The following is a 17,641-nucleotide window of genomic DNA, read 5'->3' as shown; positions in this document are numbered from 1 at the left end:
AGCGTAGGCGAGTCGGGGCCATTCTGCAAATGATTTGCGTAATCCGCGCGAGCGGCCTCGGCCATGACTGACCACGGCTGCCTCCTATTCGAAGCCGACATGCAGGCGCAGGCTGGCGACCAGCGCCGACGGCAGGATGCCGCCCGGGTGCACCACGTACTGCAGGTCGGGCTGCAGCGCCAGGTGCGGCGCCAGCGCGATCTGGTAGGTCGCTTCGTAGGTGGTCTCTGTTCCCAGGCCGCGGAAACGCGCGCGCGCCAGGCCCAGGCTGAACTGGTCCTGCGCGCGCCCGGGCAGCGGCCCCGGCACCAGGAACCCGGCCTCCAGGTCGTAGTCCACGGCGCCCACCCCCCGGGGGCTCCAGCCCGCGCGCAGGAAGGCGCTGGGCGGGTTGTCGCCGCCCTTGAGCGGCTGATCCGCGCTGAAATAGGTGCCCCAGTTCGCCCGCGGCAGCTGCGCATCGGCGCTCCCGTCGGGGCGGTAGCTCCAGGCACCGAGCTTGTAGGTTCCGCTGCCGTGGTAGCTGCCCTCCTCCATCCAGGCCTGCCCGCGGCGAAACGCGCTCGAGCGATCCTGCGGATCGGCCTGGAACACCCCGCTGCGGCTGGTCCAGGCGCCGGAGTGCCAGGTGGCCATGGCCCCGATGCCCGAGACGGGAAAGATCGGCGCCACCGTGTTGCCGGACCAGATCGGCTCGGCGCCGAAGCTGCCGTTGAGCAGCAGGCCGGCGCTGTCGAGCACGTCGAAATGCGCGTCGGCGGCGATCAGGCCCGCGCGCAGCTCCCAGTTCCGGCCGGCGGGCTGCCCGTACCACAGTTCGTACACGCGGCTGCGCGAAGGCGCCTCGATGTTGGTCACGCTTTGCGCATCGCCGATGCGCGTGGCCGAGGGCTGGCCGCTTTGCGTGCGTTGCAGCGTGGCCTTGATGCGCGAGCCCTGCGCCAGGCCCACCGCGCCGCCGTCGAGCACGAAGCCCAGCCGCGCGAGCGTGTCGCCCACGCTGCCCGGCGCGATGCCCCCGCCGAGGTTGTCGACGATTTCCGAATCCAGCGAAAAGGTCCAGTTGACCGGCGAAGCCGGCGGAGCATCGGCCATCGCGGCGGCCGATGCCGGCGCGGCGGCCGCGGCGGCTGCCCCCACCGCGAGGGCCAGGGACCATGCGGCCATGGCGCGGGCCCGGTGCCGGTGCACGTGGTGTTTCGAGCCTGCTGTTCGATCCATGCGTTCTCCCCTATCCATTGTCGGCAAAAGTGCTCCGCCCCGCCGCGGCTGGGCCCGGACTCCCGGCGTGGGGCCGGGTTCGCGACAAATCGTACTGGGAATGGTTCGTATTCGTAAAGCCATTTCGCCGTGGCCGTCGCGGGGCCTGCACGGTGCGCGGCGCCTCGCTATGCTCCCCTGCTCCCCACGAAGCCCCGAAAGGACATTGCGATGCGAGCCATTGCCTACCGCCAGCCCGGCCCCCTGGATGCCGCCGATTCCCTCAGCGACGTCACGCTGGACGACCCGCGCCCCGGGCCGCGCGACCTGCTGGTGCGCGTGCGGGCCGTGTCGGTCAACCCGGTCGACACCAAGGTGCGCAGGAACACCGCGCCGCCCGCGGGCGAGTGGAAGGTGCTGGGCTGGGATGCCGCCGGCACCGTGGAGGCGGTTGGCGAGGCGGTGCGCAACTTCCGCGTCGGCGACAAGGTGTTCTACGCGGGAGACCTCACACGCCAGGGCAGCAACGCCGAGCTCCAGGCCGTCGACGAGCGCATCGTGGGACACATGCCCGGCTCGCTGGATTTCGCACAGGCGGCCGCACTCCCGCTGACGGCCATCACCGCGTGGGAGGCGCTGTTCGACCGCCTGGACGTGCGCCGCGCGGTACCCGGCGGCGCCAGGGCGCTGCTGGTCATCGGCGGCGCGGGCGGCGTGGGCTCCATCGCCATCCAGCTGGCGCGCCAGCTCACCGATCTCACGGTCATCGCCACGGCCTCGCGCCCGCAGACCCGCGACTGGGTGCGGCGCATGGGCGCGCACCACGTGGTCGACCACGGCGAGGCGCTGGCGCCGCAGCTGCAGGCCCTGCAACTCGGCCAGCCCTCCTTCGTGTTCTCGACCACGCAGACCCACCGACATCTGGCCGACGTGGCCGCGCTGATCGCGCCGCAGGGGCGCTTCGCGCTGATCGACGACCCCCAGCAACTCGACATCTCGCCTTTCAAGCGCAAGAGCGTGTCGACCCACTGGGAGTTCATGTACACCCGCAGCATGTTCGCCACGCCCGACATCGACGAACAGGGCCGGCTGCTCGACGAGGTCAGCCGCCTGGTGGATGCGGGCAAGTTGCTGAGCACGCTGCACACGCGCCTGTCGCCCATCGACGCCGCCACGCTGCGCCAGGCCCACGCCATGACCGAGTCGGGCAGCAACATCGGGAAAATCGCCATCGAGGGCTTCTGAACCCTCGCCGACGCGCCGGCGCCGGGCAGGGATTCAGGCCGGCGCCATCTCCAGCCGGTCCTTGCCGGCGGCCTTCGCCGCGTACAGCGCCTGGTCGGCCAGGCGCAAGGCCTGGGCCAGCTCGGCCTCGGCGCCCTGCATGAGCGCGAGGCCCACGCTGACCGAAAGCCGCTGGCGCACGCCTTGCGGGCGCAGGTCCAGCGCGCGCACGCCGGCCAGCAGGCGCGCGCCGAGCTCGCGCGCCTGCTCCGGCGAGCCATCGGGAAAGAGGAAAGCGAATTCCTCGCCGCCGATGCGCGCGGCCACGTCGGTCTCGCGCACGGCCTGGCGGCAGGCATCGGCAATGTGCCGCAGCACCATGTCGCCGGCGGGATGGCCGTAGCCGTCGTTGATGTCCTTGAAATTGTCGACGTCGACCAGGGCCAATGCGAAGCGGCTGCCGTCGCGCCGCGCGCGCTCGACCTCGCGCTGCAAGGCCTGCATGAAATAACGCCGGTTGCGCAGCGCGGTCAGCTCGTCGACGTGGATCACCTCGCTGAGCATTTCCTGCAGGCGATCCAGGCGCTGCACCAGATGCAGGGTGAGCGCGCTCGGCGGCGGCGCGATCAGCGCCGGCGCCAGCAGCGTGACGGCCCACGCATGCGGCGTCATGCCGCTGCCGAAGCCCCAGCAGGTCACCACGGCGACGATGGCGGCCGAGGCCCCCACCGACAAGGCGGTCAGTGCCAGCACCATCGGCCACAGGCCGAAACGCCGCAGCGCCGCGTGCAGGCCGAAGCGGTCGACCGGGGACGAACGGGACGGGGCGGCCATGCGGGGATCATACGTTCCCGCTCCATGCGCCCGCCCGCCCCCCCCCGCGGCCGCCGCGGCGGCTACTGCACCTTGACCTCGAGCACCTTCGGCCTGGCCTCGGCGGCCTTGGGAATGCTCAGGCTGAGCACGCCTTCCTTGAACTCGGCCTTGGCGGCCTGTTCGTCCACGTTGCCAGGCAGGGAGAAGCTGCGGCTGAAACTGCCGTAGTAGCGCTCCACGCGGTGGTACTTCGTGTCCTTCTGCTCGGTCTCCTGGCGCCGCTCGCCGGAGATCGTCACCATGCCGGCGTCGATGGTGATCTTCACGTCATCCTTCTTCACCTCGGGAATCTCGGCCTTGATCACGAAGGCGGCGGGAGTCTCCGAGATGTCCACGCGCGGGGCCCAGTCAGCCGCCGCGGCCGGCTCCGTGCCCAGCGCGCGGCGCCCCCAATTGCCCACGCGCGACAACCCGACTGCGCGTGTGTAGCGATCGAACATGTCCTCGATTTCGTGCCAGGGATCCCATGGAACCATCGCCATGATGTGTTCTCCTTCGCGGGGGGAGTACAAGCGCTTCTCGCCGGCCACCCCGTGCACGGCCGCGAGGGGCCGACGCGGTGCGCGCCTGCTTCGAGCGCCGCCCCATGCGGGGCGCGTCGAGGGCGGCACGTCCTGTCGGCCAGACCACGGCCAGTATGGAGAGATGCGGCGGCAGCGTCCCTGATGTGCGTCAAGCAGGCCGCGCGGCGCCGCTCAGGGCGCCGCCGGCGCCTCGCGCAGGCGCGTCGCGGCGTCGCGCGCCGCACGCGCCATGGCCAGGGACATCTCGCGGCTGCGCCCCGTGTAGGAGGCAGGATCCAGCGCATGGCGCAGCGCCGTCTCGTCGATGGCCTCGCGCACCTCGTTGTCGCGCAGCAAGGCCTCGGCAAGGCCCCCGGGGCCTTCTCCGGCCTCGTGGATCGCATGTTTCACGCGGGCATAGGCGCGTGTGCGCCCGAGCACGGGCGCCAGCGCCATCATCGCGTTCTCCGCGGCCATCGCCTGGCCGGAGATGTCCACGTTCCTGCGCATGGCCTCTGGCACCAGGCGCAGGCACTCGAGCAGTTCGTCGAAGGCACAGATCATCTGGTAGGCCAGCGGGCAGGTCTGGTCGATCAGGGCGTGCAGCATCTGGTTGTTGGCCCCGTCGCCTTCATGCGTGGGCTGCATCGCCTCCAGCGCCAGCGGCACGCAGGAGCGCACGCGCGCGGCGAGCGAAAGGGCCAGCGCGGCGGACTTCGGATTGATCTTGTTGGGCATGGTGCTCGAACCCACCACCTCCTCGCCCTGCTGCTCGTAGACCTCGCCGATCTCGTCGGCCATCAGGGTGTAGAGCTCGCGCGCGATCTTCGAGCAGCTGGCGCTGAACAGGCCCAGCAGCAGGAAGTACTCGGCCAGGTAGTCCAGCCCTGCGCGCGACGGAACCTCCATGCAGCCCAGCCCCAGGCGCGCCGCCAGGCGCCGGTTGAGTTCGGGCCCCAGTTCGCCGCTGGCGTGCATCGCCCCCAGCGCGCCGCCCCACTGGGCGGCGAACACGCGCTCGCGCGCCCCCTCGAAGCGGCTGCGGTGGCGCAGCATCTCCTCGATCCACGCCGCCGCCTTCCAGCCGAAGGTGATCGGCAGGCCCTGGCGGAAATTGGTGCGCCCCACGGCCAGCATGTCCGCACCGACCTCGGCCATGGCGGCGAGGCGCTCCAGCACGTCGGCGAACACGCCCATGAAGGCCTCGTGCGAGCGCCGCATCAACACCGCGCGCGCGGTCTGCATGACATTCTGCGTGGTGGCGCCCCAATGCACGAAGCCGCCCGCCTCGCCCTCGCAGGCCTGGGCCAGCGCGCGTACCAGCGAAACCACCGGGGCACGGGTGCGCGCGATGTCCTGCGCCAGCTCCGCTTCATCCACGTGCCCGAAGCTGGCCTTGCGCGCGATCTCCTCGGCGGCCGCGGCCGGGATCATGCCGAGCTCGGCCTGGGTGCGCGCAAGCGCGGCCTCGACGTCCAGCCAGGCCTGCCACTGGCTGCGCTGGGCGAACAGTTCCGAGATCTCGGACGGGGACGGACGGACGCGGCTCGCGTGGCTCATGGTCGGGACGGGCTCAGAGGATCTGGTCGAGGAATTCGCGCAGCCGGGGATGGCTCGGCGCATCGAAAAAGGCGTCGGCGGGGGCGTTCTCCAGCACCTGTCCGCGGTCGACGAACACCACCTGGTTGGCCACCTCGCGCGCGAAGCGCATCTCGTGCGTGACCACCAGCATGGTCATGCCGCCGTGCGCGAATTCGCGCATCAGCGCCAGCACGCCCTTGACGAGTTCGGGGTCGAGGGCCGAGGTGGCCTCGTCGAACAGCATCACCTGGGGTTGCATGGCCAGGGAACGCGCGATGGCCACGCGTTGCTGCTGCCCGCCGGACAGGTCCGCCGGCCGGCGCCGCTCCAGGCCCTGCAGGCCGACCGCGCGCAACTGCTCCAGCGCCCGCGCCTCGGCCTGCTCGCGCGGCAGCGCGAGCACCTTGCGCAGCGCCAGGCTGACGTTGCCCAGCACGTCCAGGTGGGAGAACAGGTGGAAATGCTGGAACACCATGCCCACGCGCGCGCGCACCGCGTCGATGTCCACGCCGGGCGCGGTGATCTCGAGGTCGCCGATGTGCACGCTGCCGCCGTCGGGACGCTCCATCAGGTTGGCGCAACGCAGCAGCGTGGACTTGCCGGAGCCCGAAGGGCCCACGATGCAGGTGGTGGTGCCGGGCGCCACGTCGAGCTCGACGCCACGCAGCACCTCGACCGCGCCATAGGACTTGCGCAGGCCCGCGTAGCGCACGCGTACGGCCTGCCGGGAGGGATTCAGGAGCATGGCGGCCGGCTCATTCGACGTCGGCCCGCCCGCCACGCGCGCCGCGCAGGCGGCGGTCCCAGGCGTTGACGGCATAGCTGGTGGGGATGGTGAGCGCGAGATAGACCAGGCCTGCCGCGGTGAGCGGCGACAGGTTGGCGTTGTTGGTGGCGCTGTCCTGGGCAATGGCGAACATTTCACGTTGGGAGGCTGTCAGCCCCAGCAGATAGACCAGGGACGTGGCCTTGACCACGAGGATGAACTGGCCCGTCAGCGGCGGCAGCACACGCCGCGCACCCTGCGGGATCACGATGTGCAGCATGGTCTGCAGCCGGCTCATGCCGGTGGCCCGCGCCGCCTCGATCTGCCCGCGCTCGACACTCTGGAAACCGGCGCGGAAGATCTCGGCGAAATAGGCGCTCTCGATCAGGCCGATGGCCAGCGCCGCGTAGCCGTAGGTGTCGTTGCCGAAGACGCTCAGCCCGGCCAGCGGCAGGCCCTGCCCGATCAGGTACACGGTGAGGATGTGCGGCAGGCCGCGCAGCACGTCGACGTAGACGCGGCAGGGCGCTCGCACCGGGCGGCGCCCCGACAGCAGGCCCGCGGCCACCAGCAGGCCCAGCAGGATGCCGATGGCGCTGGCGAACACCGACAGCTCGAGCGTGTTGGGCAGGCCCACCCGCAACAGCGTGGGCAGGACCCGCAGAATCAGGGTCGGATCGAAGAAGGTGTCCGCGATCCGGTGCAGTCCGGCGAGCATTCCGGTCCCCGGCTCAATGGGCCGCCGGGTGGGGCATGCCGGGGTAGTCGGCGTACAGGCGGGCAGGAATCGTCACCGAAGGCGGGTTCCAGCGCAGGAACAGGCGCGTGAAGGTCCCGTCGCGCATGCTCCCGGCCAGCGCCTGGTTCATCGCCGCCAGCAGGGCCGGACGATCCTTGGCCACCGGGAAGGCGTTCATGCCGCTCTCCACGGTCTGCGAGGCGACCAGGCCGTGGTGTTGCGCGATCACGTGGGCGGCGGCCGCCTCGCCGGTGAACAGGCCGTCGACCTGGCCGGCCAGCAACGCATCGACGCTGGCCGCGATGTTGGGGAACTGCCGGATCACCACGTGCGGGGCGATGCGCGCGAGCTGCGGGATCAGTGCGCTGCCGATGGTCACGGCGATGGTCTTGCCCGAGGCGCTCTGCACCGTGGCCAGGGCTTCGCTCGCGCGGCTGACCAGGCGCGCCTGGCCGTAGCCGATGGCCGTGGTGAAGTCCACCACCTTGCGGCGGGCCGGTGTCACCAGCACGCCGAAGGCCGCCGTGTCGTACTGGTGATTGCGCACCGAGGGCAGCATGGCCGCGAAACTGGTGGAGACATACTCGACCCGCAGGCCCATGCGCCGCCCGATGTCGTTCATCAGGTCCACGAGCAGGCCGGCGGGCTTGCCGTCGCGCAGGAAGGACACCGGCTTGTCGTCGGCACGGTAGGCCACGCGCAGCACCCCGGGCGACAGGGTGTCGGGCGAAGGCGTTTCGGGAGAGGCGGCGCACGCGCCGGCGGCGCCGAGGACTGCGGCGCCGGCCAGGCAGGCCGCCGCGAGGGCTTTCCAGAACTTCATGCCGGAGTCTCCTGATATCGGTCTTGTCGGAGCGGCAAAGGTACGTTCCCGCTCGACCTGAAGTCAAATATCTGGAGCTCGGCTTCTCCATATGCGACGCATATGGAGACTCCCGGCGGCGCAGGCCGCCGGGCCGGCGCTCAATCCAGGAAGTCGCCGTGCGCCTCGACGTACCTGGCCAGGCCCAGCGAGTGCTCGCGCACCAGGCGTTCGGCCGATTCGGTGTCGCGGCGTTCCAGCGCCTCGATGATGCGCAGGTGGTCCTCGATGGAGCGCTCGGCGCGGTCGTCCTGGGAAATGGTCATGCGGCGGATCGCCCGCACGTGGATGAAGATGTTCTTGATGGTGTCGCCGATGATCCGCGACTTGGACAGGTCGACGATGCCCTGGTGGAAGGCGATGTTCGCGTCCGAGTATTCGTCGATGTGCTCCGCGGGCGTGGCGTCGCGGAAGTTGTCGAACATGTGACGCAGCGCGGCGATGTCCTCGTCGCTGGCCACCTGGGTGGCCAGGCGCGCGGCCATGCTTTCCAGCGCGGCCCACATCTGGATCATCTCCACGATCTCGCGCTTGGTCTTGCGCACGATGTAGATGCCGCGGCGCGGCACCATGCGCAGGAAGCCCTCCTGCTCCAGCAGGGTCATGGCCTCGCGGATGGGCGTGCGGCTGACGCCCAGCGCCTCGCTGAGCACGCGCTCGTCCAGGCGGATCTCCTCGCGGCTCTGGTAGATGTCCGCGTTGGCGATGGCCTGGCGCAGCGTGGCGTAGGCCTGGTCGCGCAGGCTCACCCCCGCGTTGATCGGCTGCAGTACCGGAGCCCAGGCGCCGGCCCTGGCCTCGGCTGTCGTGGTCGCTGACATCGGTCTCCCGGCCTGTAGGCCTCAGGTGCTGAGGTGCGTGGAGCCGCCGAGCTGGCGGCTGTCGGGCCCGTGCTCCTGCGTCGGGCTGGACGCGGCGTCATCGGCGATCACGGGAAGGCTGTCCGCGATCAGGAAGGTGGCGACCGAACCGGCAGCGATCAGCTCGAGAGCCCATCCGAGCAGGGTGCTTGCACTCATGTGTACTCCTGAAGACACGGCCGGAGCGGATCCCCCGACCGAGGCCCTCAGTGTACGCTGCACCGCAGCATTGTTCAACGTATGTGTTGTTCAAAATACAAAAAACATTGATCGATGTCGAATTCCGCGGCCGGGCACCGTGCCCGGCCGCGAAACGCAGCGTCGGCCGTCTACTTGCCGGAGGCCTGCACCTGCAGGTCCTCGAAACCGGCCGACTTGGCGCTGATCGCCGCCTGCTCCAACACCCACTGACGCCGCATCGGCGCCAGCACGAAGCGGGCCAGCAGCCCGGCGGCGATGGAGGCCACGGCAGCCACGCCGAACACCGAGCCCCATCCCGCGGTGGCGGCCAGCACGCTGGCCAGCGGCACCAGCAGGGAACCCGTGCCCTTCGCGGTGTAGAGCACACCGGCATTGGTGGTGGCGTACTTCGAACCAAAGGTGTCCCCGCACAGCGCCGGGAAGATCGAGAAGATCTCGCCCCAGCACAGGAAGATCAGCGGCGCGAAGATCATGAAGGCCACCGGGTTGTGCCCGAAGGCGCGCAGCCCGAGCATGGCCACGCCTTCCCCGCAGAAGATCACCAGCATGGTGTTCTCGCGCCCGAGCCTGTCGGAGATGAAGCCGGTGAGCGGACGCGTGAAGCCGTTGGCCAGGTTGTCGATGGTCAGGGTCATGGTCAGCAGCGGCAGCGTCAGCCCGAACAGGGTCATGGGCATCTTGGCCAGGTTGAACTGATGCGCGATGGGCCCGATCTGGGCGGTCGTGATCAGCCCGCCGGCGGCCACCGCGACGAAGCACAGGTACATGAGCCAGAACACGGGGGTGCGCACCATCTGGCCCGGCGTGGAATCGCGCTTGGCGGCCACCGCGGCCTTCGGCAGCGCGAAGCCCACGGGCGGACGGGGGCGCAGCATCATCAGCGACAGCACGAGGATGGCCGCGCCCTGCAGGATGCCGAAGAAGAAGAAGGCATGCTCGTAGCCGTTGGCGTGGATCATGTGGGCGATGGGCACCACGGTCACCGCGGCACCGGCACCGAAGCCCGCGGCCGCCAGGCCCGCGGCCAGGCCGCGGCGATCCGGAAACCACTTCAGGGCCATGCCGACACTGGTGCCGTACACGCAGCCCACGCCCAGGCCGGCGACCACCGCGGCGAAGTACAGGGTCGACAGGGAATTGGCGTAGGAGTCCAGCACCCAGGCCAGGCCCACGCACACGGCGCCGAAGGACACCACCGGCTGCGGGCCGAAGCGGTCGACGAGCCAGCCTTCCAGCGGAACCAGCCAGGTCTCGGTCAGCACGAAGATGGAGAAGGCCACCTGGATGTCGGCCACGCTCCACTGGTGCTTCAGATGCATCGGCGTGACGAACAGAGTCCACGCGTACTGCAGGTTGGCCACGAGGCCCATGCAAAGAATCGCCAATACCAACTGGGTCCATCGGTTGCCGAAGAACCCAGGTTCCCGCTGGGCTTGCAGCCCGTCCGAACCTGATTGAGCCATGACCTTGTCTCCTGGTTTCATGCGCCGCGAATTGCGGCCTTCTTCAGACCGCCTGCGCTGCCCGCAGGCAGGCGATTTCCTCGGGTGCGAAGCCGAACTCGGCCAGCACCTGTTCCGTGTGCTCGCCCAGCAGCGGCGAGCGGCGGACCTCGGTCGGGCTGTCCGAAAGCTTGATCGGATTGCCCACGGTGAGATAGCTGCCCCGCACCGGATGCTCCACTTCCACCACGGTGCCACTGGCGCGCAGCGCCGGATCCTCCGCGAGTTCCTTCATCGACAGCACCGGGCCGCAGGGAATGTCGTACTGGTTGAGGATTTCCATGGCCTCGAACTTGGTCTTGGTCATGGTCCAGCGCTCGATGCGTTCGAAAATCGGCTTCAGGTGCAGCAGGCGCGCGGCGGGGGTGGCATAGGCCTCGTCCTCGATCCAGCCCGCCTCGCCGATCACCCGGCAGATGGCCGGCCACGCGGCCGCCTGGGTGATGAAATAGATGTAGGCATTCGGGTCGCGCTCCCAGCCCTTGCACTTGAGGATCGAGCCCGGCTGCCCGCCGCCGCTGGCGTTGCCGGCGCGCGGAACCGCGTCGCCGAAGTTTCCGTCGGGGTACTGCGGGTACTCGTGCATGGTGCCGGTGCGCTGCAGGCGCTGCTGGTCGCGCAGCTTGACGCGGCACAGGTTGAGCACCGCATCCTGCATCGGCGCCAGCACCTTCTGGCCCCGCCCGGAATGCGTGCGCTGGTACAGCGCCGCCACGATGCCCAGCGCCAGGTGCAGCCCCGTGCCGCTGTCACCGATCTGCGCGCCGCTGATCATCGGGGGCCCGTCGTCGAAGCCCGTGGTCGAGGCGCTGCCGCCGGCGCATTGGGCGACGTTCTCGTAGACCTTGCATTGCTCGTAGCGTCCGGGGCCGAAACCCTTGACCGAGGCCAGGATCATGCGCGGATTGAGCTCGTGCACCCGCTCCCAGCTCAGGCCCATGCGGTCGAGCACCCCCGGGGCGAAGTTCTCCACCAGCACGTCGCAACCCCGGATCAGGCGCTCCAGCGCCGCCTTGCCCTCGGGCTTCTTGGCGTCCAGGGTGAGGGAGCGCTTGTTGTGGTTGAGCATCGTGAAGTACAGGCTGTCCGCGCCGGGCAGGTCGCGCAACTGGCCGCGCGTGGCGTCGCCGGCGCCGGGCCGCTCCACCTTGATCACGTCCGCGCCGAACCAGGCCAGCAGCTGCGTGCAGGTGGGGCCCGACTGCACGTGCGTGAAGTCCAGCACGCGCACCCCGGCGAGCGCCTGGGCGTTCATGATTGCGAGGCTCCGGCCAGGCGCTGCTCGAGCTCCACCAGGCGGGCGCGCAGCTTGCGGTCCTCGGCGAAGCGCGCGGTCTCGTCGCGCACGATGGCCGCGATGCCCTGCACGCCGCCGTCCGGCCCCTTGAGCAGGGACACGGTGAAGGCGATGGACAGGGTGCGGCCATCCTTGTGCAGCGCCGGCACGCGCAGCAGGTCGGCTCCGTACTTGGTGATGCCGGTGGCCATGGTCTGGTGGTAGCCCTGCCAATGGCGCCCGCGCTGGCGCTCGGGGATGATCATGTCCAGCGAGCGCCCCATCGTGTCGGCCGCATTGAAACCGAAGATGCGTTCGGCCGCCGCGTTCCAGTACTGGATCGCCCCCTGCGCGTCGCAGATCATGATGGCGTCGGCCGCGTCGGCGACCAGCCTGCTGAAATCGATGTCCGGATTCATCGTGCCACCCGTGTTTGTCGCGGCCCCGTCCTCGGCGGACGGGGCCTTGGCCGTTCAGACTACCCCGCCCTTGTGCAGCTCGGCAATCTGGTCCTGCGAGTAGCCCATCTCGCCCAGGATCTCGTCCGTGTGCTCGCCCAGCAACGGCGAGGCCGTGACCTCGGGCTTGAGCTCGGAGAACTTGATCGGGCTGCCGATGGTCCAGTAGCTGCCACGCACCTTGTGCGGCACCTCGACGATGGAGCCGCTCTTGCGCAGGGATTCATCGCGCAGCAATTCATACATCGACAGCACCGGCGAGCAGGGGATGTCGTGCTTGCGGAACATGTCCACCGCCTCGAACTTGGTCTTGTCCTTGATGAAGTCCTCGATGGTGGCGAAGATCTCCTCGATGTGCGGCTGGCGCGCCTTGGGCGTGGTGTAGGCCGGATCGGTCTTCCACTCCGGCTTGCCGATGGCGTCGCAGATCGGCTCCCAGGCGTGGCCCTGCACGGTGAAGTAGATGTAGGCGTTGGGGTCGGTCTCCCAGCCCTTGCACTTGAGGATCCAGCCCGGCTGGCCGCCGCCGCCGGCGTTGCCGCCGCGCGGGGTGACGCGGCTCTTGAAGGCGTCCATCTCGTGCGGGTACTGGGGGTACTCCTCCAGATAGCCCACGCGCTCCAGGCGCTGCTGGTCGCGCATCTTCACGCGGCACAGGTTGAGCACGGCGTCCTGCATCGACACCGCCACCTTCTGGCCCTTGCCGGTCTGCTGGCGACCGATGATCGCGGTGAGGATGCCGATGGCCAGGTGCATGCCGGTGTTCGAGTCGCCCAGCGCCGCGGCCGAGATCGTGGGTGCGGAGTTCTCCCCCTTCCACCAGCCGGTGGTGGAGGCCGCGCCGCCCGCGCATTGCGCCACGTTCTCGTAGACCTTCAGGTCCTCGTAGTGGTGGCCTTCGCTGAAGCCCTTGACGGAGGCCAGGATCATCCTCGGGTTGAGTTCCTGGATGCGCTCCCAGCTGAAGCCCATGCGGTCGAGCGCGCCGGGCCCGAAGTTCTCCACCATCACGTCGGAGTCACGAATCATCTCCTCCAGGATCTTCTTCCCCTCGGGCGCCTTGGTGTTGAGGGTCAGCGATCGCTTGTTGCTGTTGAGCATGGTGAAGTACAAGGCATCCGCGTCGGGCATGTCGCGCAACTGGCTGCGCGTGACGTCGCCCGCGCCGGGGCGCTCCACCTTGGTGACGCTGGCCCCGAACCACGCCAGCATCTGGGTGCAGGCCGGCCCCGCCTGCACGTGGGTGAAGTCGATGATCTTGATTCCCTGGAGAGGAAGGTTCCCGGACATGGCTCTGCTCCTGAAGAGGTCTTTTTGGAAGGAAGGGACTCGTGCCGGCGCCAGGGCGGCCGGCCCGGTCGGTCTGCTCGGTCGCGCTATTTCTTCGCCGCGGCGGGGTTCAGGCTGGTGATGCGCCCGCTCTCGGTGCCCGCGTTCTCGTCGATCACCGCGTTGATCAGCGTGGGCCGTCCCGAGGCCAGCGCCTGGCGGATGCCCTGCTCGAGCTCGGCCGGAGTGGTCGCGTGCACCCCGACGCCGCCGAAGGCCTCGATCATCTTGTCGTAGCGCGCGCCCTTGACGAACACGGTGGGCGCCACGTCCTTGCCCCCGCCCAGGTTCTTGTCGGTGCCCCGGTACACGCCGTTGTTGTTGAACACCACCACGCATACGGGCAGCTCGTAGCGGCAGATGGTCTCGATCTCCATGCCGCTGAAGCCGAAGGCGCTGTCGCCCTCGACGGCGATCACCGGCTTGCCCGTGGTCACGGCGGCGGCGACCGCGAAGCCCATGCCGATGCCCATGATCCCCCAGGTGCCCACGTCCAGGCGCTTGCGCGGCTGGTACATGTCGACGATGCTGCGCGCGAAGTCCAGCGTGTTGGCGCCCTCGTTGACCAGGTAGATGTCCGGGCGCTCGCGCACGATGTTGCGCACCACGCCCAGCGCGCTGTGGAAGTTCATCGGCACCGGGTTGGCGGCCAGCGTGGCGGCCATCTTCGCCAGGTTCTTGTCCCGCCGCTCGGCGATCGCGCGCAGCCATTCGGCCGGCGGCGGCGCCCATTTCGCGTCCACGCCCTCGAGCAGGGCCTGCACGCAGGAGGCGACGTCGCCCACCAGCGGCGCGCCGATGGCCACGTTGCTGTCCATCTCCGTGGGAGAGATGTCGATCTGCACGAACTGCTTGGGCGTGCCGCCCCAGGTCTTGCCCTTGCCGTGGGACAGCAGCCAGTTCAGGCGCGCGCCCACCAGCAGCACCACGTCGGCCTCCTGCAGCACGTAGGAGCGAGCCGCCGCGGCCGACTGCGCATGGTTGTCCGGCAGCAGCCCCTTGGCCATGGACATCGGCAGGTAGGGCATGCCGGTCTTCTCGATCAGCGCGCGGATGTCCGCGTCGGCCTGCGCGTAGGCGGCCCCCTTGCCCAGGATCACCAGCGGGCGCTTGGCCGAACGCAGCACGTCCAGCGCGCGCTGCACGGCCTCGAGCGCCGGACGCTGGGCCGGCGCTGGATCCACCACCTTGACCAGCGAGCGGCGCCCCGCCTCGGCATCCATGGTCTGCGCAAACAGCTTGGCCGGCAGATCCAGGTACACGCCGCCGGGCCGCCCCGACAGCGCCGAGCGCACCGCGCGCGCCACGCCGATGCCGATGTCCTGCGCGTGCAGCACACGGTAGGCCGCCTTGCACAGAGGCTTGGCGATGGCCAGCTGGTCCATCTCCTCGTAGTCGCCCTGCTGCAGGTCCACGACCTCGCGTTCCGAGGAGCCGCTGATCAGGATCATCGGGAAACAGTTGGTGGTGGCGTTGGCCAGCGCGGTCAGGCCGTTCAGGAAGCCCGGGGCCGACACCGTCAGGCAGATCCCGGGCTTCCTGGTCAGGAAGCCCGCTGCCGCCGCCGCGTTGCCGGCATGCTGCTCGTGCCGGAAGGAAATGACCCGCAGGCCCTCGCCCTGGGCCATGCGCGTGAGGTCGGTGATGGGAATGCCCGGCAAGGCATAGATGGTGTCGATGCCGTTGAGCTTCAGCGCCTCGAGCACCAGGTGGAAACCGTCGATCACTGCCTCCGGGGCCTGCGCCCCCGCCTGTTCCGCGGGCTCCTGGGCCCGCTGCGCCACCACTGCAGATGCCATGAACGTCTCCTGAACGTGAAGGATCGAATCTCGTGTTTGTGTCGCGGCGCATGCGAACGCCAACTCAATACGACACACCATATGTGATATATCAGAGTACATCAAGGGCTTTGACCCTCGAATGGCGTAGGTGCTTTCCCGGATCCGCCCGCCGAAGGGATTAGGGGTTTGCCCGCAATGCGCCCGAAGTCACGCCGCGCCCACGGCGGGGCCTACCGATTGTGTGCGGCGCGGAGCTTGCCTATCCTGGGGCGACAACATCCCGACACACGGAGACCCCCATGTCGCGCCCACAGCGCTTTTCCCTGGACCTGCGCGGCAGCCTCGTCGCGCTGATCGTCGTGACCGTCGTGGGCATGGTCACGATGGCCTGGCAGAGCGTCAGCGCGGTGCACCAGTCGATCCTGACCGAACGCCAGGCCATGCTGCGCGACGCCACCGAGACGGCGCTGGGCACGCTGCGCTACTTCCAGGCGCAGGCGACCGCCGGCAAGATGAACGAAGCGGCGGCCCAGGCCCAGGCCATGGCCGCGCTGCGCGAGATGCGCTACGGCAAGAGCGGCTACTTCATCGTCACCACCGACGCCTATCCGGTGCCGACCATGGTCATGCACGCGACCGTGCCGAAAATGGACGGCAAGCCGCTCGACTCGCCGAAGAACGACGACGCCACCTCCTACCAGCAGATCGGCGGCGCGCTGCACGAAACCGGCGGCAAGTTCAACCACTACACGGCCTTCGTGCTGGCCGCCCGCGGAGCCGACGGCGGCTTCGTGCAATACGCCTTCCCCAAGCCCAGGCCCGGCGGAGGCGTGACCACGCGCAAATTCCCCAAGCTCACCTACGTGCGCGCCTTCGCGCCCTGGCACCTGCTGGTGTCGACCGGCGCGTACATCGACGACATCGATGCCGCCTCCTGGTCGCGCAGCCTGCGAGGGCTGGTGGTCTCGGGCATCGCCGTGTTCATCCTGCTGGTGTCGGCCACGCTGGTGGTGCGGCGCGCCAACCGCGGACTGTCGACGGCCCTGGCGACCTTCTCGCGCCTGGAGGGCGGCGACCTGACGGTGCGCTTCGGGCAATCGTCGGGGGACGAGATCGGACGCATCATGCGTTCGGCGCAGGCCATGGTGGGGCGCTTCGGCGAAGCCATCGCGCAGATCCGCGACGCCGCCGCCGAGATCGGCTCGTCCTCGCAACAGGTGTCCTCCACGTCGCAGAGCCTGTCGCAGGCCACCTCCGAGCAGGCGGCCTCGGTGGAACAGACCTCGGCCACGCTGGAGCAGGCCAGCGCCTCCATCCGCCGGAATTCCGACAACGCGAGCCTGACCGACACCATGGCACGCCAGGCCGCCGATCAGGCCGGCCAGGGCGGCAGCGCCGTGCGCGCCACGGTCTCGGCCATGCAGCGCATCGCCGAACGCGTATCGGTGATCGACGACATCGCCTACCAGACCAACATGCTGGCGCTGAACGCCGCCATCGAGGCCGCCCGCGCCGGCGACCACGGCAAGGGCTTCGCGGTGGTGGCCGCCGAGGTGCGCAAGCTGGCGGAGAAGAGCCAGGCAGCGGCCAAGGAGATCGGCGAACTCGCCAGCTCCTCGGTGGGCCAGGCCGAATCCGCCGGCGACCTGCTCGAGCAGGTCGTGCCGGCGATCACCCGTACCTCCGAGCTGGTGCGGGAGATCCACGCCGCCAGCGAGGAGCAATCCACCGGCATCCAGCAGATCAACCAGGCGGTGGCGCAGCTTTCCTCGGTCACCCAGCAGAACGCCTCGGCCTCCGAACAGCTCGCGGCCACCGCCGAGCAGATGAGCGCACAGGCCAGCGCGCTGCAGCTCACGGTAGCGCGGTTCCGCACCTGAGCAAGGAACGCGCGCCCGCGGCCTTCGCTACGATGAGGCTCCGGACGGTGCAGGCCGCGCCGTCCGGCCGCGCAGTCCCCGCCCGGCCGCCCGCGCCGCGCGGCCGCCCTTTCGCCGCCACCCCGTTGCGCAGCCCCTCATGGCCCGTCCCGCCCGCGTTCCCGACCAGGTGCTCGAACTCCTGCGCCAGGGCAGCCGTCATGCCTGGACCATGGAACAGATCGCCAGCGGCCTGCAGGAGGCCGGGCAACAGGCCGACTTCTCCACCGTTTATCGCGCGGTCGAGCGCCTGCTGGGCGAGCACAGCCTGGAGCGGGTGCCCCTGGGCGACGGCGCCACGCAATACGAACTCGCCGGCAAGCACCACGACCATGTGCGCTGCGTGCGCTGCCACGCGCTGGCCGCGCTGGACTGCGTGCTGCACGACGACGAACTGCGCGCCGCCGAACGCGCCAGCGGCTGGACCATCCTGGAGCATCGCGTCGTGCTCGACGGCCTGTGCCCCGCGTGCCGCGAGCAGGCGGGCGCGGCACGCGGCCGCGCCGGGCCGCGGCGCCCGGCACCCTGAAGCCGGCTGCAATCAGGCCGTTTCCCCGGGGGAAC

The 17,641-nt window shown here is 69.7% G+C and carries 17 protein-coding genes; 3 read left to right on the top strand and 14 right to left on the bottom strand.

Going from position 1 to position 17,641, the window contains the following annotated elements; genetic code table 11:
- Window positions 1-84: 84 nt before the first annotated feature.
- Window positions 85-1,221 carry a carbohydrate porin gene (locus D466_RS0112825; RefSeq protein WP_156004270.1) on the bottom strand — a complete coding sequence of 379 codons (1,137 nt, stop codon included), beginning with the start codon at window positions 1,219-1,221 and terminating at the stop codon, window positions 85-87.
- A gap of 210 nt (window positions 1,222-1,431) precedes the next feature.
- Here D466_RS0112825 and D466_RS0112820 point away from each other — a divergent pair, with 210 nt between their 5' ends.
- Window positions 1,432-2,445 (top strand): zinc-binding alcohol dehydrogenase family protein, encoded by a 1,014-nt coding sequence (locus D466_RS0112820; protein ID WP_018914116.1) that lies wholly within the window; start codon window positions 1,432-1,434, stop codon window positions 2,443-2,445.
- 33 nt (window positions 2,446-2,478) lie between these two features.
- Here the strand turns inward: D466_RS0112820 and D466_RS22895 are convergent, their stop codons facing one another.
- The 13 genes from D466_RS22895 to oxc all read right to left on the bottom strand — a co-directional run bounded on the left by D466_RS22895 (window position 2,479) and on the right by oxc (window position 15,176).
- On the bottom strand, window positions 2,479-3,258 hold the full coding sequence (locus tag D466_RS22895) for a GGDEF domain-containing protein (protein WP_018914115.1): 780 nt from the start codon (window positions 3,256-3,258) through the stop codon (window positions 2,479-2,481).
- 62 nt (window positions 3,259-3,320) lie between these two features.
- The gene (locus D466_RS0112810) at window positions 3,321-3,782 is read right to left on the bottom strand and encodes an Hsp20/alpha crystallin family protein (RefSeq protein ID WP_018914114.1); all 462 of its coding nucleotides are present in this window, start codon (window positions 3,780-3,782) and stop codon (window positions 3,321-3,323) included.
- A gap of 213 nt (window positions 3,783-3,995) precedes the next feature.
- Window positions 3,996-5,363: a lyase family protein gene (locus tag D466_RS0112805; RefSeq protein WP_018914113.1), complete on the bottom strand. Its 1,368-nt coding sequence runs from the start codon at window positions 5,361-5,363 to the stop codon at window positions 3,996-3,998.
- A 13-nt stretch (window positions 5,364-5,376) separates the two neighbouring features.
- Window positions 5,377-6,129: an amino acid ABC transporter ATP-binding protein gene (locus tag D466_RS0112800; RefSeq protein ID WP_018914112.1), complete on the bottom strand. Its 753-nt coding sequence runs from the start codon at window positions 6,127-6,129 to the stop codon at window positions 5,377-5,379.
- 10 nt (window positions 6,130-6,139) lie between these two features.
- On the bottom strand, window positions 6,140-6,868 hold the full coding sequence (locus D466_RS0112795; protein WP_018914111.1) for an amino acid ABC transporter permease: 729 nt from the start codon (window positions 6,866-6,868) through the stop codon (window positions 6,140-6,142).
- Window positions 6,869-6,881: 13 nt separating this feature from the next.
- Entirely contained in the window at window positions 6,882-7,712 is an 831-nt protein-coding gene (locus D466_RS0112790; protein WP_018914110.1) for an ABC transporter substrate-binding protein, read from the bottom strand.
- 140 nt (window positions 7,713-7,852) lie between these two features.
- Window positions 7,853-8,572 (bottom strand): GntR family transcriptional regulator, encoded by a 720-nt coding sequence (locus tag D466_RS0112785; protein ID WP_018914109.1) that lies wholly within the window; start codon window positions 8,570-8,572, stop codon window positions 7,853-7,855.
- Window positions 8,573-8,593: 21 nt separating this feature from the next.
- Entirely contained in the window at window positions 8,594-8,770 is a 177-nt protein-coding gene (locus D466_RS23980; protein ID WP_018914108.1) for a hypothetical protein, read from the bottom strand.
- 170 nt (window positions 8,771-8,940) lie between these two features.
- Window positions 8,941-10,275, bottom strand: coding sequence for an oxalate/formate MFS antiporter (oxlT, locus tag D466_RS0112775; RefSeq protein ID WP_038166201.1), 1,335 nt, complete (start codon window positions 10,273-10,275; stop codon window positions 8,941-8,943).
- 43 nt (window positions 10,276-10,318) lie between these two features.
- Window positions 10,319-11,569, bottom strand: coding sequence for a formyl-CoA transferase (gene frc / locus D466_RS0112770; protein WP_018914106.1), 1,251 nt, complete (start codon window positions 11,567-11,569; stop codon window positions 10,319-10,321).
- Complete coding sequence (locus D466_RS0112765; protein ID WP_018914105.1) at window positions 11,566-12,009, bottom strand: PAS domain-containing protein; 444 nt, start codon at window positions 12,007-12,009, stop codon at window positions 11,566-11,568. The genes frc (D466_RS0112770) and D466_RS0112765 overlap by 4 nt, the downstream gene beginning before the upstream one ends.
- Window positions 12,010-12,063: 54 nt before the next feature.
- Complete coding sequence (gene frc, locus D466_RS0112760) at window positions 12,064-13,338, bottom strand: formyl-CoA transferase (protein ID WP_018914104.1); 1,275 nt, start codon at window positions 13,336-13,338, stop codon at window positions 12,064-12,066.
- An 86-nt stretch (window positions 13,339-13,424) separates the two neighbouring features.
- Complete coding sequence (gene oxc, locus D466_RS0112755; RefSeq protein ID WP_038166198.1) at window positions 13,425-15,176, bottom strand: oxalyl-CoA decarboxylase; 1,752 nt, start codon at window positions 15,174-15,176, stop codon at window positions 13,425-13,427.
- A gap of 281 nt (window positions 15,177-15,457) precedes the next feature.
- Here oxc and D466_RS0112750 point away from each other — a divergent pair, with 281 nt between their 5' ends.
- Both D466_RS0112750 and D466_RS0112745 read left to right on the top strand, forming a co-directional pair.
- Window positions 15,458-17,038: a methyl-accepting chemotaxis protein gene (locus D466_RS0112750; RefSeq protein ID WP_018914102.1), complete on the top strand. Its 1,581-nt coding sequence runs from the start codon at window positions 15,458-15,460 to the stop codon at window positions 17,036-17,038.
- Between the two features lie 139 nt (window positions 17,039-17,177).
- The gene (locus tag D466_RS0112745; RefSeq protein ID WP_018914101.1) at window positions 17,178-17,606 is read left to right on the top strand and encodes a Fur family transcriptional regulator; all 429 of its coding nucleotides are present in this window, start codon (window positions 17,178-17,180) and stop codon (window positions 17,604-17,606) included.
- Window positions 17,607-17,641 lie beyond the last annotated feature (35 nt).

The organism is Thiomonas sp. FB-6, assembly GCF_000377645.1.
Lineage (GTDB): Bacteria > Pseudomonadota > Gammaproteobacteria > Burkholderiales > Burkholderiaceae_C > Thiomonas_A.
The sequence above is the reverse complement of the archived record's forward strand: the minus strand, read 5'-3'. Positions and strand labels throughout refer to the sequence as shown.

What these genes read in the sequence shown, in the direction of transcription:
- D466_RS0112750 (WP_018914102.1), top strand. Translation starts at nt 15,458, where the DNA reads ATGTCGCGCCCACAGCGCTTTTCCCTGGACCTGCGCGGCAGCCTCGTC.
- D466_RS0112820 (WP_018914116.1), top strand. Translation starts at nt 1,432, where the DNA reads ATGCGAGCCATTGCCTACCGCCAGCCCGGCCCCCTGGATGCCGCCGAT.
- D466_RS0112805 (WP_018914113.1), bottom strand. Translation starts at nt 5,363, where the DNA reads ATGAGCCACGCGAGCCGCGTCCGTCCGTCCCCGTCCGAGATCTCGGAA.
- frc (WP_018914104.1), bottom strand. Translation starts at nt 13,338, where the DNA reads ATGTCCGGGAACCTTCCTCTCCAGGGAATCAAGATCATCGACTTCACC.
- D466_RS0112765 (WP_018914105.1), bottom strand. Translation starts at nt 12,009, where the DNA reads ATGAATCCGGACATCGATTTCAGCAGGCTGGTCGCCGACGCGGCCGAC.
- D466_RS0112790 (WP_018914110.1), bottom strand. Translation starts at nt 7,712, where the DNA reads ATGAAGTTCTGGAAAGCCCTCGCGGCGGCCTGCCTGGCCGGCGCCGCA.
- D466_RS22895 (WP_018914115.1), bottom strand. Translation starts at nt 3,258, where the DNA reads ATGGCCGCCCCGTCCCGTTCGTCCCCGGTCGACCGCTTCGGCCTGCAC.
- D466_RS0112810 (WP_018914114.1), bottom strand. Translation starts at nt 3,782, where the DNA reads ATGGCGATGGTTCCATGGGATCCCTGGCACGAAATCGAGGACATGTTC.
- D466_RS0112745 (WP_018914101.1), top strand. Translation starts at nt 17,178, where the DNA reads ATGGCCCGTCCCGCCCGCGTTCCCGACCAGGTGCTCGAACTCCTGCGC.
- oxc (WP_038166198.1), bottom strand. Translation starts at nt 15,176, where the DNA reads ATGGCATCTGCAGTGGTGGCGCAGCGGGCCCAGGAGCCCGCGGAACAG.
- D466_RS0112825 (WP_156004270.1), bottom strand. Translation starts at nt 1,221, where the DNA reads ATGGATCGAACAGCAGGCTCGAAACACCACGTGCACCGGCACCGGGCC.
- D466_RS23980 (WP_018914108.1), bottom strand. Translation starts at nt 8,770, where the DNA reads ATGAGTGCAAGCACCCTGCTCGGATGGGCTCTCGAGCTGATCGCTGCC.
- D466_RS0112785 (WP_018914109.1), bottom strand. Translation starts at nt 8,572, where the DNA reads ATGTCAGCGACCACGACAGCCGAGGCCAGGGCCGGCGCCTGGGCTCCG.
- D466_RS0112795 (WP_018914111.1), bottom strand. Translation starts at nt 6,868, where the DNA reads ATGCTCGCCGGACTGCACCGGATCGCGGACACCTTCTTCGATCCGACC.
- oxlT (WP_038166201.1), bottom strand. Translation starts at nt 10,275, where the DNA reads ATGGCTCAATCAGGTTCGGACGGGCTGCAAGCCCAGCGGGAACCTGGG.
- frc (WP_018914106.1), bottom strand. Translation starts at nt 11,569, where the DNA reads ATGAACGCCCAGGCGCTCGCCGGGGTGCGCGTGCTGGACTTCACGCAC.
- D466_RS0112800 (WP_018914112.1), bottom strand. Translation starts at nt 6,129, where the DNA reads ATGCTCCTGAATCCCTCCCGGCAGGCCGTACGCGTGCGCTACGCGGGC.